The organism is Rhodopseudomonas sp. B29 (assembly GCF_000333455.1).
In the GTDB taxonomy this organism is placed as follows: Bacteria; Pseudomonadota; Alphaproteobacteria; order Rhizobiales; family Xanthobacteraceae; genus Rhodopseudomonas.
Map to the genome: position 1 here is coordinate 28,357 of NZ_BADD01000334.1, position 12,241 is coordinate 40,597.

The following is a 12,241-nucleotide window of genomic DNA, read 5'->3' on the forward strand; positions in this document are numbered from 1 at the left end:
AATGACCATGAAGATTTCACGCCTGTCCCTGCTGATCGCCGCATCGGCGCTGGTGATCGGGATCCAGAGCGAGGCGCGGAGCCAGGCTGCTGCACCGGCGGTCAAGCGTGAGCGTCCGGCGCAGGCCGCGCCTGCGGCTTCCGCGGCGACGCCGTCCGCTCCGACCCGTGTCGATGCCGGAGCGGAGGCCGAAGTCGACGGATTCCGCTCGGCCAAATTCGGCATGAACGAGGCCGAAGTGAAGAATGCGATCGTCAAGGACTTCGGCGTCAAGCCGGATGCGATCAAGGAGCAGGCTAATCCGGGCGAACGCACCAAGGTGCTGATCGTCAAAGTGCCGGAAGTGCTGCCCGGTGGCGGCACGGCTGAAGTGTCTTATGTGATCGGCTATCAGACCAAGAAGCTGATCCAGGTGTCGCTGGCGTGGTCCAAGGCCACCGACGAGAAGATGACGCCGGAGCAGCTGTTCTCCAATTCCAGTGTGCTGCGCTCGCATTTCGTCGGTGAGGGGTTCAAGCCGGACACCATCGCCACCAACATGCCGATCGCCGGCGGCCTGTTGATGTTCCGCGGCAGCGACGCCAAGGATCGCACCGTCATGATGATTCTGCAGGGCGCGATGACCCAGGGCACCGACAATCAGCGCATCCTGACGCCGAGCAATCTCCTGCTGTTCTATATCGCCGACGCCAAGGCACCGGACGTGTATCGGCTGCCAGCGGGCTCGTTCTGAGTCCGTTCGTCACCCCGGTGGTACGCGATTTTGAACATGGACTTGGATCGTTGCGGTTGTTCCCACGATCAGACGATCGATATCCTTGCTCTCGATCCGGACGCGCACCGGGATGCGCTGGGCGAGCCTGACCCACGAGAATGATGGATTGACGCTGGCAAGCAGGCTTGAGCCGAGGGTTCTGTCGCGATCTTCGATACCCCTGGCGATACTTTCGATTCGGCCGCGCAGCTTAGCTCCACCCATCAGCTTCACATCGACGACGTCGCCGACATGAATTCGAGGAATCTTGGTTTCCTCGAAATAGCCTTCGACGTGCACGGTTTCGGTATCGATCAGCGCCATGATGCCGCGCCCGGCGGCAACATAGGCGCCTGGTCGCAAGTCGAAATTCGTCACGCGACCGCTTGCGGGCGCCCGGAGTTCGGATCGGTCGAGATTGAGACGTGCGATCGCCAGATCGGCGGCAGCTTGATTGTACAGCGCCTTTGCCTGCAGGTCCGCGGCGCGGACCGCCTCGCGCTGCTGCTGCGAGACGACTCCCTCGCTGAGCTTTTCGTATCGGGCGCGATCGCCGCCGGCCTTTTCGGCTGCGGCTTTGCGGCTGGCCAAGGCGGCCTCGGCTTGGCTCACCGCGAGGCGAAAACGCTCGGGATCCAGCCGCAGCATGACGTCGCCTTTGTGGACGAGTTGGTTGTCTTTGATGAGGACCTCGTCGACAAGACCCGATACGTCCGGAGCGACGGCGATGATGTCGGCGCGGACGCGGCCGTCGCGAGTCCACGGGGCCGTTTCGTAATGCTCCCACATACCGATGCCGACCGGTGCCGCGACGCTCACCACCAGGACAGTGAGCATCACACGGGGAAACATGGAACTCATTATTGTCATAGCGGCAGCTTTCCCAGAACGACGTAGAAGATCTTGACCAGAATGACGAAGATGCCGAAGTCGAACAGCGCGGGGTGCCACGCATACTTTCGAATATCGATGCCGATGAATTTGCGGTTCGCCACGGAGGCGATGAGGCAGGCCGCGAGCGCGCAAGCACAGGCCAGGGCAAACGTCGGAAAGTAGACGCCGGCGATGGCGATTTCCTCGTTCATCGCAAGGCCCCGCCGGACGATGGGGCAGGGGCATCGGGAAACATCGTGCGGCGTAGGCCGATCAACGCGAGCTTTCGTTGCCGGCGGTTGATCGGGTCGCCGGGTGTGTCGCGTAGGGCGTTGTCGATCGCGGCGAGAAGGGCTTGAGCATCGTCGGGCTTCAGCTTTGCGTTGTCGCGCGCCAGCCAGCGGAATGCGCGCGACAGCCTGGGTAGAAGCTGCTGAAGTCCAGGATCGCTGCGCGTGACATCATGCTCTGCGGATTGTCTCAGCGCGAGCAGATCGAGGCCGATTTGCAATGCGGCCAGTGAGCGAGGGGCCTCGACCTCGATCTTCGCACCCGAGTTGGCGAGGCGCGGGATAAGCAGACCAAATCGATCGAGCATAATGCCGGTCCATCTGGCACGGCTCATCGGCCGCCGTGCGTTGGCCAATCTCGTCAGATCGGCCCAGCCATGGCGCAGCAGACGCTGCGCCGCGCCTGATGCGGGCAGTGAACGCAGCAACCTGATCGCAACGAACGCAGCGAGAAGTCCGATGACCGCAGCCGCATTGCTGTTGATGAACACAGCGAAGTCGGCGTTGAATTTGTTCTGAAGGTCGAGCGCGCCAATTAGGCCGAGGCCGAGCGCCAGCGCTTTGATGAAATGCCGGGGATTGGCCTGCAGATAGCCGATCACCAGAAAGGTCGGTGCCAGCGAGAACACCAGCATCGGAAAGCCGGTGATGGCCGGGAAGATCACGAACAAATAGATCGCGGCGATCGGCAGGCAAGCCAACGTCCAGAGCGCGTAGGAGATCAGCGTCGGCGCGGGATCGTCGAGACTGCTGTAGAGTGCCGCGGCGATCGCGGCGATTTGCGCAGCGGTGCCGCCTTCCGGCCATGCCGCCGCGATCCAGACGACGCAGCAGCCGAGGACGGCGACAACAAGAGCCACGACCGACAGAACGGCGAGGCCGGGATCGCTGTGCAGGCGTCGCCGTCCGGAACGATGCCTGAGGCCAGCTTTGCTCCAGGCGGATGTTCGATGACCGCACTGCAGCGCGCCGCACAGGCTCTGCGCGGCAGCCAGCGCTTCGATCAGCGTGGCTAGTCTGGCCACCGTTCCGGCTTCGATCAGACGATCCCATTCGCTGCGATCGTCCCGGTCGGCGGCTTCGAACGAAGTGCACTGTCTGATCAGATCGTCCGCACGGTCAGGCGACCGATCCGGCGCGCGCGTCCAGTCGGCGAGCTCGACCAGCAGGTCGTTCAGCTTGGCCGAGCGCTGATGGTTCAACGCGGCGAGGCCGCCTTCGACCGACAGCAGGAGCGGCAAGACCAAGGAAAGTTGGTCCTGCACGGCGCTAATCGCACGTTGGTCCGGCTTGCTCGCGGCGGTGTCGTAACGCAGATGCGTCGACAGGATTTCGATTTGCGTGATGTCGGCGGCGAGCTTCCAGCGATCCGTCACCGGGGTTTTGCCGGCTCGCGCGGACAACACGTCGGTGGTCTGGGCGAAGGCGTCCGACAAAGCGGTGCGGAGCGATTTCAAAACAGGAGTCGTGACGTCGCTCGGAAACAGCAGAGTGTGCACGAGGGTCGCGCAGCCGATGCCGAGCAGTATTTCCTCGACCCGCGACAGCGCCGTCTCGAACACCATCGCCGGCATGTTGACGCTCGAGAACGCGATGGTAGTCGCGGTGTAGCCGGCCAGCAGGAAAGCATAGCTGCGCGGGGTGCGATCCTGCAGGGAGATATAAAGGCAGAGCGCGGCCCAGGCCGTGACAGCAACCGATAACAACATGGGCTGATCGACCAGGACCGGCACCAGCGCCAGCGCCGCGCAGGCGCCGAGCAATGTCCCTAGAAAACGATAGACCGCGCGTGATCTGACCGCTCCAGCGAAGGGCTGTGCGGTCAGGTAGACGGTGAGCATCGCCCAATACGGCCGCTCGAGGCCGAGACGGAAGGCGAGATAGATCGCCAGCATCGCCGCGATGAAGGAGTTCGCCGAGAACAGCGCCCATTTCGGATCGAGCCGGCCGGGCGCGACTGCTGCAAGAAACCGGGACAGAAAGGGTGAGGGCATGGGGCTGATCGTCCGTGAACCACGGAGACCATAGGGGTTGGCGCCTCGCAAGAATTTCGATACTCTGCCAATTAATTGCTAAGAGATGACAATGCGCGGCACGCTTCACCACCACTACCGACAGTTCGATCCTGACCTCCTGGACCGTCCGATCGTGGCAGTGATGGTGGATACGCAGGAGCAGGAAGACGAGTTGCCGGTTCACACCCATCGCAAGGGGCAGCTCGTCCTGGCGCTGCGCGGCGGAGTGACGTGCGAAGTACCGAGCGGTCTGTGGATGGTCCCGCCACGCTGCGGCGTCTGGATCCCCGGCGGCATGCCCCACAGCAATCGCGTCAGCGGCAATGCCAGCCTGCTATTTCTCTATGTGGACATGGATGCAGCGAGCGTGCCGCAGGAATGCTGCACGCTGTCGATCTCGCCGTTGTTGCACGAACTGATCCACCGGATGGCGACATTGCTGCCGCTCTACGATCCTCAAGGCCCCACCGCCCAGATCGCTGCGGTGCTGCTCAACGAGTTGATCGCCATGCCGACCGAACGGCTGCATCTTCCGATCACGCGGAGCTCGAAACTGCGCATCATCGCCGATGCCTTGATGGACGATCCGGCGGACCGCCGGACCGTAGCGGAGTGGGCGCAAGCCGTCGCGCTCGGCGAGCGGACGCTGATGCGCATCGTGCTCGCCGAGACCGGCATGACCTTCAGTCGCTGGCGTCAACAGTTGCAGATCATCGTCGCCATCCAGAGATTATCTGCCGGTGACACGGTTCAGTCGGTGTCAGGGGCGCTGGGCTACGAATCGGTGAGCGCCTTCATCACCATGTTCAAGAAGGCGCTGGGAAAATCGCCGGCGCGCTACTTCTCCGAGCGCGAAGCCGGTCAGACGAACCCGGGACAGACTTGCCCGGAGACCGACTGCAAGCTCCGCCGGATGCCCGGTATGCGCGACGCGATCAACGGGCTTTCGCAACGTCGCTTGCAGCAACTACAGCGCTTCGTTTCCGATGATCTCGATGCCGAAGCCTGACAATCCCTTGAAATGATGCGTTGAAGACGTGAGATGACGGATCGAGGTGATCTTCAGATCCCGTAGGATCTGGGCGCCGACGCCGATCTCTCGCCATTCCCGGTTTCGATCATCCTCACGGGAGGCGACCGGCCGCAGCGGCGCCGACGGAACACCCGCTGCGCCGTCGCGCAGATAGACGAGCACGCCGCTGCCGTTATCCTTGAAACGCTGCAGAATGACATTCATCTTCGCCTGTTCCTGGCCCGAGAACAGATCGCGCAGAATGTTCGGCTTGTAGAAGCGTGTGAGTACGTTGGTGCCGTCGCCCAAGTCACCATAGATGTAGGCGACGTGGTGGATGGGGTCGAACGGTGAGCGGTAGGAGTAGCCCTGGAGCGGACCGATGGGACTGTCCGCGGTGACGCTGGAGACGCGCTCGATCAGCGTCTCGCGAGCCTGCCGGAAGCGGATGAGATCGGCGATGGTGACGTGTTTCAGCTTATACTTGTCGGCAAAGGCTGCGACCTGCGGTCCCTTCATCACCGAGCCGTCGTCGTTCATCAGCTCGCTGATCACGCCGACCGGCTCGAGGTTGGCCAGTTTGCACAGATCGACGGCGGCCTCGGTATGGCCGGAGCGCATCAGCACGCCTCCCTCCTTTGCGATCAGGGGGAAAATGTGTCCCGGCCGGCAGAAATCGCTGGCGCCGGCGTTGGGATTAGCGAGGGCGCGGCAGCACGACGCGCGCTCTTCGGCCGAGATTCCCGTTCCGTTATCCGGTCTGTAGTCCACCGACACGGTAAACGCAGTCGTGTGCGCCGAGTCGTTGTTGAGGACCATCAAATCAAGCCGCAGGCGTCTGGCGTCCTCGACCGTAATGGGTGCGCAGACGATTCCCGATGTATTGCGGATGATGAAGGCCATTTTCTCGGCCGTACACAGCGAAGCGGCGACAACGAGGTCACCTTCGCCCTCACGGTCGTCATCGTCGGTCACGACAAGAATTTCGCCCGCGGCGAATGCCGCCAGTGCTGCTTTCACCGATGCAGTCATTGATGCAGTCACTCCAAATTACTCCGATCCCTGACGTTCAGGTGTGCTTCGTCGACGCGACGTCCGGGTTCTCAGGCGCGGAGTGCAACTCGGGCACGCTTGCTGATCTGTCGTCGTTATCATTGACGCGTGGCCTTAGCTCGCGGATCGGCCTCCCAGCCGCATCAGAGCCTTTCGACGCTGTAGCTGGGATAATGAGCGCTGAGACCGACAGGGGATTCGGGTGGAGACGCGCTGGTTGCATCGTATCGAGGTCTCGCGGTGCGCTCCAGCGGACGAGATGGATTGCCGCAGGCTTTCACGGTGACCGGTCGATTAGTGTCGAGTGGCAAGACCGTCTTGTGGGAAATCCGTTTGAGGGCGAGGTTCGACTTAATGCTGCAAACGCCGGGAATGCGCGAGAGCTTATTGACGATGAGGTCCTCGAGATCTTCGATATCGGAGGCCATGACGCGGAGCATGTAGTCGCTGTCACCCGTCATTAGATAGCATTCCATGACTTGCGCCAGACGGTCGATGGACCGCGTGAAACTCTCGAGCGACGTCTGGATCTGTTTTTCCAGCTTGATTTGTATGAAAGCGGTCACGCCTATCCCCAGCACGGCGGGATCGAGAAGGGCGATGCGACGGTCGATGACGCCGAGTTTTTCGAGTGTTCTGACGCGCGCAAGGCACGGCGACGGCGAGAGATTGACGCGTGATGCGAGCTCGACATTGGTCAGACTGGCGTTTTGTTGGAGCTCGGTCAGGATCTTGATGTCGATTCTATCAAGAGAGGTTGTGGTCATCGCGTGTCTCCCAAGTCTGGCAGTCTTTTCTCGGCTTGCACCACCCCCGCCTTGACGGGTTGATGACAATTCCGCGGTAAACGCTAACCGCAATTCCTTTTGTGGGATTTCGACAAATCGCCGACTTGTATCGAAAAACAGTCAAACTAAGCGTTGTGCATTGCGGCCAAAGACTTGATTGCCTAATTTCGAAACATTTTTTGCACATGCGAGATGCAGATTGACTATCGAGCACCGATTAGGAGCGCTGTTCGCGCGAGCTTGTCTCTTACTCGCCCCTGGCCGCGATGGCCCGCTGCCCGATGGCCTTCGGCATCACACCTGATTTCGACCACGCCGCCGCGTTGGACTAAGCGAAGCGGCGGCCTCGGTCGATTTGAACTGACGCCCGGTCGTCGGCAGGGGCGCCGAGTTCAATTGGAAAGCGAGCTCACGCGGACCGGAGGTGGCGGCGGCATAATATGCTGACGAACGATCGGCGATACCCGCTGTTCAAGCAGTAATGCTGACAGGTTGGGCCGACTATTCATCGATCGCATTGGGCGGCGAACGATTGGATTGTCGAGCGTGAAACTCAAGCAAGTTTATCTGACAGCTGACGACCCCAAACGCTTGGCCGAATTCTACGAAGGCCTGGGTCTGCGGGTGCGTTTCGCCGATCCGGACAAGTGGATTCAGTTCGTGAGCGACCCCGCTGCCTTCTGTGTCGCCGGGCCATCGGAGTCCGTGTCGGAACAACTGAAAGATGCTGTTCTCGTCTTCGATGTCGACAACCTCGAGGTTGCGATGGAGCGTGCCGCAGCCGCGGGTGCTCAAGTCGATGCGGTCAGAGACATGGCCGGTCACGGCCGTGCGGTGAAGCTGCGCGATCCGGCTGGCAACGTCATCCAGTTCTACCAGGCCGCCAGATAGACCAGACGTTCGTCTGGGCGGGCGCGCACGATCCCGCGTCCCGTCCATCGACGACAGAGAGTGCATCCTTGCTATGAATCAGAGAGCCATGCCCAACTCAGCGCCTGCCTCGTTGCTGCCCGAGCCTGTTCCGTTCGATGCCGCTGACTTCCGCTCTGCGATGCGTCATGTGCCGGGGGCCGTGTCGATCGTCACCACGGGCCAGGCGCCGAACCGCCATGGTCTGACGCTGACGGCGGGCTGTTCGCTGTCTACAGCTCCCCCGAGCGTGCTCGTTTGCGTCAATCGGTCTGCGGGAGCTCATGACACGATCCTCAGCAGCGAGTCGTTCTGCTGGAATATCCTGGGCGTCGAGCACCTCGGACTGGCGCGGACCTTTTCCGGTCAGGATGGCAGCAAGGGCGATATCCGCTTCGGCGACGGCCTGTGGTGCAGTCTGAAAACCGGCGCGCCAAGTCTGATCGGAGCGATCTGCAGTTTCGATTGCCGCGTCGTCGATGCGCACAGCGCAGGTAGTCACACCATCTTCACCGGCCAGGTCGTGGCTCAGACCACGAGAGCCGGCAGCGAACCGCTCGTTTATGTCGATGGATCGTTCGGAGCCCCAAGAGCTCTTTGAGCGACGCGACGAACCTCGACGCGATACTGCTTCCGCTACAGTCTGAACGGAGCCGATTGATATGCACGGGAAAACAGGCCTTTCCAGTCGGGCCAGTCGCGAGATGCTCGATCATGCGTATCGCGAGACGGCAGCGCCGATGTGCCGTCATGCGAGAGGATGTACTTCAGAAGGCCGCCTTGCGCTTCCGTCGGCGGGCCTTCGGTGATGCTGTCGCTGTGGCTCAACGTCCTCGCCAGCGGCGTACTGATCGGGCTGGTTTACGGGCTTGTCGCGCTCGGCCTCACGATCATTTTCGGTGTCATGCGCGTGGTCAACTTCGCGCATGGCGAAATGGTCGTGTTCGGGGTCTACATCGGATACTGGACCGTACGAATTTGGGACGTCCCGATCATTGTCGCCGCCGCCATTGCGGCAGTCGTGATGTTTCTGTTCGGCTATCTTTTGGAGACTCTTGTCGTCAAGCGGTTCGTCAATCGGCCGCACCACTATCAGTTCATCGTCTTCATCGGCCTCTCGCTGCTTTTCAGCGGCGTGCTTCTGATGTCATTTGGCCCGGACCCGCGGCCGACAGCCTCTCAGCTTTCGTTCCAGACGGTCAAGGTCGGGCCGCTCACACTCGATTGGGCACGCATTCAAGCGGCTGCCACCGCCGGTCTGCTGATTGCCGCGTTGGGCGCCTATCTGAAGTATTCGACATTTGGCCGATCGCTGCGCGCCGCGGCCAATAATCGATTGGGTGGACTGGTCGTCGGGCTGAACATCCCTCGCGTCTATGCCGTGACCTTTGGGATCGGAGCGGCCTGCGCTGGCGTCGCCGGCGCGTTGATCTCTCCCTTGTTCGATGCGCAGCCGTATCTGGCCGTCGACTTCACGTTGCTGGCCTTCGTGACCGTGATCGTCGGCGGTCTCGGCAGCTTCGGTGGTGCTCTTCTCGGCGGCCTCACGATCGGGGTCGCCGAAGCGATCGCGGCGCTGATGTTCACGCCGTCGATGAAGACGGCACTTCCTTACGCGCTGCTGATCATCATCCTGATTTTCCGTCCGAGGGGGTTTTTCGGTGCAAAGGACATCTGATCAAGCCAGCGACGCGAAGCGGTGGGGCGCCGGCGTTGCGGTCTTTGCTGTCCTCGCCGTGGTGGGAGGCGTCTCGAGCGCCTACGTTATCTCTCTTCTGACGATCGTGCTGCTATTCACGTTCATGGGGCAATCGTGGAACCTCATGCTTGGGATCGGCGGCCAGTTGTCGATCGGCCATGCCTTGTTCGTGGGCATCGGCGCGTATGCGGTCGCGATCCTGAACATCAAATACGGCATCACCCCGTGGATCGGTCTGCTGCTTGGGGCGGCGATCGCAGGTGTCGTCGGCGCAGTGCTGGCGTGGCTGAGCTTCCGCTTCGAGGTTCGTGGCATCTACTTCGCGCTGCTCACGATCGCAGCCGCCGAATTCGCCCGGATCATGTTCGGCGGATGGGATTATGTCGGAGGCATGCAGGGGCTGTTCTATCCGGCGCCGAGCGGGACGATGGACCTTGCGATGCTCCGCGGCGACTCGCAGTTCTACTACTTCGTGGCGCTCGTGCTCGCGGCCGTCGGCGTGGCGGGAACAGAGCTGATCTCTCGGTCCTACTGGGGCTACGTCTGGCGGGCGATGCGCGACGATGACGAGGCCGCGCGGGCGCTGGGGGTGCGGACCTTTCGCCACAAGGTTCTCGTGGTCTCGATATCGGCGGCCGGGGCTGCGATCGGCGGCGGTGTGCTCGGCCTGGTGCAAGGCTCGATCTTTCCGGATTCGATCATGGGCATGGGGATCTCGGTCGATGTGCTGATCGGCCCCGTCGTCGGCGGGCTGGGCACTGCTTTCGGTCCGCTGATCGGCTCGATGGCGGCAATTCCGCTGCACCATGCCATGGGTTCGCTCGGCGACAGCCTTGGCATTCCCGGGCTGAACAGTGTCGCCTACGGCGCTGTGCTGATCCTGGTCGTCTGGTTCCTCCCCGACGGCATCTGGCCGGCCGTCGTGCGCCTCTATGAGGCGGTTCAGCTTCCGGCGCGCAGCCGGATTTCACAACTGCGGAAGGTCGAGGAATGACCGCGCTGCTCGAAGTGAGGAACCTGACCAAGTCGTTTCAAGGCTTGGTCGCGGTCAACGACGTCAGCTTTTCGCTGGAGGCGGGGCGCATCACCGCACTGATCGGCCCGAACGGCGCAGGCAAGACCACGTGCTTCAATCTCGTGGCCGGCGCGCTGAGCCCGACCGCAGGGCAAGTGCTGTTCGAGGGGCGCGCGATCGAGCGCAACCCGCCCGAAGCGGTTTGCCGCATGGGCATTGCGCGGACTTTCCAGATCGTCCGCCCGATGAAGGATATGTCGGTGCTGGAGAACGCCATGGTGGGCGCCTTCAGTTGGACCACGAACGTCAAGGAAGCGCGGTCCAAGGCCTATGAGTCGCTGGAACGCGTCGGGCTGGCCGGCAAGGCCAGTGCCCGCACCGATCAACTGACACTGCCTGATCGCAAAATGCTGGAGATGGCCAAGGCGCTCTCGACCCGGCCCAAGCTGCTGCTGCTCGATGAAGTGATGGCCGGGCTCCGGCCGACCGAAGCGGCGGGTGTCGTCGGCGTACTGCGCAAACTCGCGGAGCACGGACTGACGATCCTGCTGGTCGAGCATGTGATGCGGATCGTGATGGACGTGGCCTCGACGGTCGTGGTGCTCCACCACGGCGCCAAGATCGCCGAGGGCGAGCCGTCGCAGGTCGTTGCGGATCCTGCCGTGCTGGAGAGTTATCTGGGAGCCGGCTTCCATGCCTGACGATGCGCTTCTCACCATCGACGATTTGTGCGTGGCCTATGACGGCTCGAATGCGCTGAACGGCGTGTCGCTGCACATCGGCCGGGGCGAACTGATCTGTGTTGTCGGAGCCAACGGCGCCGGCAAGACGTCGCTGATCCGGTCGATCGCGGGTATCGTGCCGTCGTCTCGTGGCTCCGTCCGGATGAACGGGATCGAAATCTCACGTCGACCGCCCTGGGACATCTGCGAACTGGGCATCGCTCAGGTCGCGGAAGGCCGCCAGATATTCGGCGCGCTCTCGGTCGAGGACAATCTGCTCATCGGCGGCTCGCTCAAGCGAGCCAAACAAGAGCGGGCGGGCACTCTGGATTTCGTCTATCAGTTGTTCGGGCGGCTCCGCGAGCGCCGACATCAACTCGCCGGCACCCTGTCCGGCGGCGAGCAACAGATGCTGGCGATCGGCCGGGCGATCATGTCGAAGCCCGAAGTAGTGATGTTCGACGAGCCGTCGATCGGGCTGTCACCGGCTCTCACCGACGTGATGTTCGGCGTCGTCAAATCCCTCAACGACCAGGGCATCACGGTGCTCCTCGTCGAGCAGAACGTCGCGAAATCGCTGGCGCTGAGCAGCCGCGGCTATGTGCTCGAGAACGGCTCGGTGGTGCTGCACGGATCGAGTGGCGAACTGCTCGAAAATCCTGATGTCCAGCGCGCCTACCTCGGCATGTGAGGCGCGCGGTCACTTTGACGTCGAGCGCTGCGCACCGCCGTTACCGATCGACTTTCCCTCACGGCAGATCCTGCCGTCTCCTGCTGAGGTCCCCATCATGAGTGCCGAAGGTTCTCTCTATATCGAACGTGATCGTGACATTGCCACGATCACCATGAATAGGCCGCCGGCCAACGCGCTGAACGCGCAGCTCATCGTCGCCTTGTTGGACGCTATCAAGGGCCTTGCCGAAGACGAGCACCCGCCGGGTATCGTTCTCACTGGGAGTGGTGATCGCTTCTTCAGCGCCGGGGGCGACATCAAGGAAGTCGTCGGCATCGATGTCGCGCGTCCGCGCATCCGGCTCTTCCACGAACTCCTGGTGGCAATGGAGAACTATCCCGGCCCGATCGTCTGCGCGGTGCGCGGCTATGCGGTGGG

14 protein-coding genes are annotated in these 12,241 nt (G+C 62.2%); 9 read left to right on the plus strand and 5 right to left on the minus strand.

The features are described from left to right. Window position 1: 1 nt before the first annotated feature. Entirely contained in the window at window positions 2-733 is a 732-nt protein-coding gene (locus tag I5M_RS11990) for a hypothetical protein (RefSeq protein ID WP_022721625.1), read from the plus strand. A gap of 9 nt (window positions 734-742) precedes the next feature. Here the strand turns inward: I5M_RS11990 and I5M_RS11995 are convergent, their stop codons facing one another. The 3 genes from I5M_RS11995 to I5M_RS12005 are packed head-to-tail and all read right to left on the minus strand — an operon-like array spanning window position 743 to window position 3,911. Next, window positions 743-1,606 carry an HlyD family secretion protein gene (locus I5M_RS11995; RefSeq protein ID WP_244431984.1) on the minus strand — a complete coding sequence of 288 codons (864 nt, stop codon included), beginning with the start codon at window positions 1,604-1,606 and terminating at the stop codon, window positions 743-745. Window positions 1,607-1,620: 14 nt separating this feature from the next. Next, window positions 1,621-1,839, minus strand: coding sequence for a DUF1656 domain-containing protein (locus I5M_RS12000; RefSeq protein WP_022721627.1), 219 nt, complete (start codon window positions 1,837-1,839; stop codon window positions 1,621-1,623). Then, window positions 1,836-3,911, minus strand: a complete 2,076-nt coding sequence (locus I5M_RS12005; RefSeq protein ID WP_022721628.1) for an FUSC family protein — start codon at window positions 3,909-3,911, stop codon at window positions 1,836-1,838. Before I5M_RS12005 ends, I5M_RS12000 begins: the two co-directional genes overlap by 4 nt. A gap of 91 nt (window positions 3,912-4,002) precedes the next feature. On the opposite strand from I5M_RS12005, the gene I5M_RS12010 reads away from it, so the two are divergent. After that, the gene (locus tag I5M_RS12010; protein ID WP_022721629.1) at window positions 4,003-4,941 is read left to right on the plus strand and encodes a helix-turn-helix domain-containing protein; all 939 of its coding nucleotides are present in this window, start codon (window positions 4,003-4,005) and stop codon (window positions 4,939-4,941) included. Here I5M_RS12010 and ribB read toward each other — a convergent pair. After that, window positions 4,900-5,976 (minus strand): 3,4-dihydroxy-2-butanone-4-phosphate synthase, encoded by a 1,077-nt coding sequence (gene ribB, locus I5M_RS12015; RefSeq protein ID WP_022721630.1) that lies wholly within the window; start codon window positions 5,974-5,976, stop codon window positions 4,900-4,902. The two genes, I5M_RS12010 and ribB, sit on opposite strands and share 42 nt — an antisense overlap. A gap of 164 nt (window positions 5,977-6,140) precedes the next feature. After that, a complete protein-coding gene (locus I5M_RS12020; protein ID WP_022721631.1) occupies window positions 6,141-6,764 on the minus strand; it encodes an Lrp/AsnC family transcriptional regulator in 624 nt (207 codons plus the stop codon). A 567-nt stretch (window positions 6,765-7,331) separates the two neighbouring features. On the opposite strand from I5M_RS12020, the gene I5M_RS12025 reads away from it, so the two are divergent. The 7 genes from I5M_RS12025 to I5M_RS12055 form a co-directional block, all read left to right on the plus strand. Next, the gene (locus I5M_RS12025) at window positions 7,332-7,676 is read left to right on the plus strand and encodes a VOC family protein (RefSeq protein ID WP_244431985.1); all 345 of its coding nucleotides are present in this window, start codon (window positions 7,332-7,334) and stop codon (window positions 7,674-7,676) included. A gap of 88 nt (window positions 7,677-7,764) precedes the next feature. After that, window positions 7,765-8,295 (plus strand): flavin reductase family protein, encoded by a 531-nt coding sequence (locus tag I5M_RS12030; RefSeq protein ID WP_031336150.1) that lies wholly within the window; start codon window positions 7,765-7,767, stop codon window positions 8,293-8,295. 207 nt (window positions 8,296-8,502) lie between these two features. Next, on the plus strand, window positions 8,503-9,372 hold the full coding sequence (locus I5M_RS12035; protein ID WP_022721634.1) for a branched-chain amino acid ABC transporter permease: 870 nt from the start codon (window positions 8,503-8,505) through the stop codon (window positions 9,370-9,372). Continuing rightward, window positions 9,356-10,387 carry a branched-chain amino acid ABC transporter permease gene (locus tag I5M_RS12040; protein ID WP_083909567.1) on the plus strand — a complete coding sequence of 344 codons (1,032 nt, stop codon included), beginning with the start codon at window positions 9,356-9,358 and terminating at the stop codon, window positions 10,385-10,387. Before I5M_RS12035 ends, I5M_RS12040 begins: the two co-directional genes overlap by 17 nt. Continuing rightward, window positions 10,384-11,109 (plus strand): ABC transporter ATP-binding protein, encoded by a 726-nt coding sequence (locus I5M_RS12045; protein ID WP_022721636.1) that lies wholly within the window; start codon window positions 10,384-10,386, stop codon window positions 11,107-11,109. The genes I5M_RS12040 and I5M_RS12045 overlap by 4 nt, the downstream gene beginning before the upstream one ends. Then, window positions 11,102-11,821 carry an ABC transporter ATP-binding protein gene (locus I5M_RS12050; RefSeq protein WP_022721637.1) on the plus strand — a complete coding sequence of 240 codons (720 nt, stop codon included), beginning with the start codon at window positions 11,102-11,104 and terminating at the stop codon, window positions 11,819-11,821. Before I5M_RS12045 ends, I5M_RS12050 begins: the two co-directional genes overlap by 8 nt. Beyond that, on the plus strand, window positions 11,793-12,241 hold a 449-nt coding region (locus tag I5M_RS12055; RefSeq protein ID WP_244431986.1), incomplete at its 3' end, for an enoyl-CoA hydratase/isomerase family protein. The genes I5M_RS12050 and I5M_RS12055, both read left to right, overlap by 29 nt.

Excerpts from the sequence above, each read along its gene's own strand:
- I5M_RS11990 (WP_022721625.1), top strand. The coding sequence starts at position 2 with ATGACCATGAAGATTTCACGCCTGTCCCTGCTGATCGCCGCATCGGCG.
- I5M_RS11995 (WP_244431984.1), bottom strand. The coding sequence starts at position 1,606 with ATGTTTCCCCGTGTGATGCTCACTGTCCTGGTGGTGAGCGTCGCGGCA.
- I5M_RS12000 (WP_022721627.1), bottom strand. The coding sequence starts at position 1,839 with ATGAACGAGGAAATCGCCATCGCCGGCGTCTACTTTCCGACGTTTGCC.
- I5M_RS12005 (WP_022721628.1), bottom strand. The coding sequence starts at position 3,911 with ATGCCCTCACCCTTTCTGTCCCGGTTTCTTGCAGCAGTCGCGCCCGGC.
- I5M_RS12010 (WP_022721629.1), top strand. The coding sequence starts at position 4,003 with ATGCGCGGCACGCTTCACCACCACTACCGACAGTTCGATCCTGACCTC.
- ribB (WP_022721630.1), bottom strand. The coding sequence starts at position 5,976 with ATGACTGCATCGGTGAAAGCAGCACTGGCGGCATTCGCCGCGGGCGAA.
- I5M_RS12020 (WP_022721631.1), bottom strand. The coding sequence starts at position 6,764 with ATGACCACAACCTCTCTTGATAGAATCGACATCAAGATCCTGACCGAG.
- I5M_RS12030 (WP_031336150.1), top strand. The coding sequence starts at position 7,765 with ATGCCCAACTCAGCGCCTGCCTCGTTGCTGCCCGAGCCTGTTCCGTTC.
- I5M_RS12035 (WP_022721634.1), top strand. The coding sequence starts at position 8,503 with ATGCTGTCGCTGTGGCTCAACGTCCTCGCCAGCGGCGTACTGATCGGG.
- I5M_RS12045 (WP_022721636.1), top strand. The coding sequence starts at position 10,384 with ATGACCGCGCTGCTCGAAGTGAGGAACCTGACCAAGTCGTTTCAAGGC.
- I5M_RS12050 (WP_022721637.1), top strand. The coding sequence starts at position 11,102 with ATGCCTGACGATGCGCTTCTCACCATCGACGATTTGTGCGTGGCCTAT.